At 59.7% G+C, this 422-nt stretch carries 1 protein-coding gene; it reads right to left on the bottom strand.

Features of this window, described 5'->3' with window-relative positions; genetic code table 11:
* Positions 1–400 (bottom strand): group II intron maturase-specific domain-containing protein (locus ACYP5B_RS47280; protein WP_459574266.1); only part of this gene is annotated, 400 nt, incomplete at its 3' end.
* Between the last annotated feature and the right edge of the window lie 22 nt (positions 401–422).

The following is a 422-nucleotide window of genomic DNA, read 5'->3' as shown; positions in this document are numbered from 1 at the left end:
TCGCGGCGTAGCTGTCGAGTGCACGGTATGCGCGACTGACCGTTCCTACCTTGAAGTAGTTGGCCCAGCCGCGCAGCATGCGGTTCAACTTGCCCACCATCGCCGTGGTCTCTTGCCATCCCGTCTTCAGGGCGGTCAGCGCATGGACCTTCTCGACCATCCGCCGGATACTCTTCTTCGACGGCCGCATTCCCATGCGGGGCTGGCCAGTCTTTGCCGAGTAAATCCGCCCAAACGTGTATCCCAGGAAGTCGAACTCGCCTTCCGGGACCCGACAGATTCGTGTCTTCTCCTCGTTGACCGTGAGCTTCAGCTTGCCCATGATTGCTCGCATCGCTGACAGGGCTTCATCAGCCTTGCCGCGTTTGCACAAGATCACGAGATCATCAGCGTAAGTCACGATCCGACTGCCGAGGCTGTGC

The sequence above is a fragment of the Cupriavidus sp. 8B genome, from assembly GCF_054589115.1.
The sequence above is the reverse complement of the archived record's forward strand: the minus strand, read 5'-3'. Positions and strand labels throughout refer to the sequence as shown.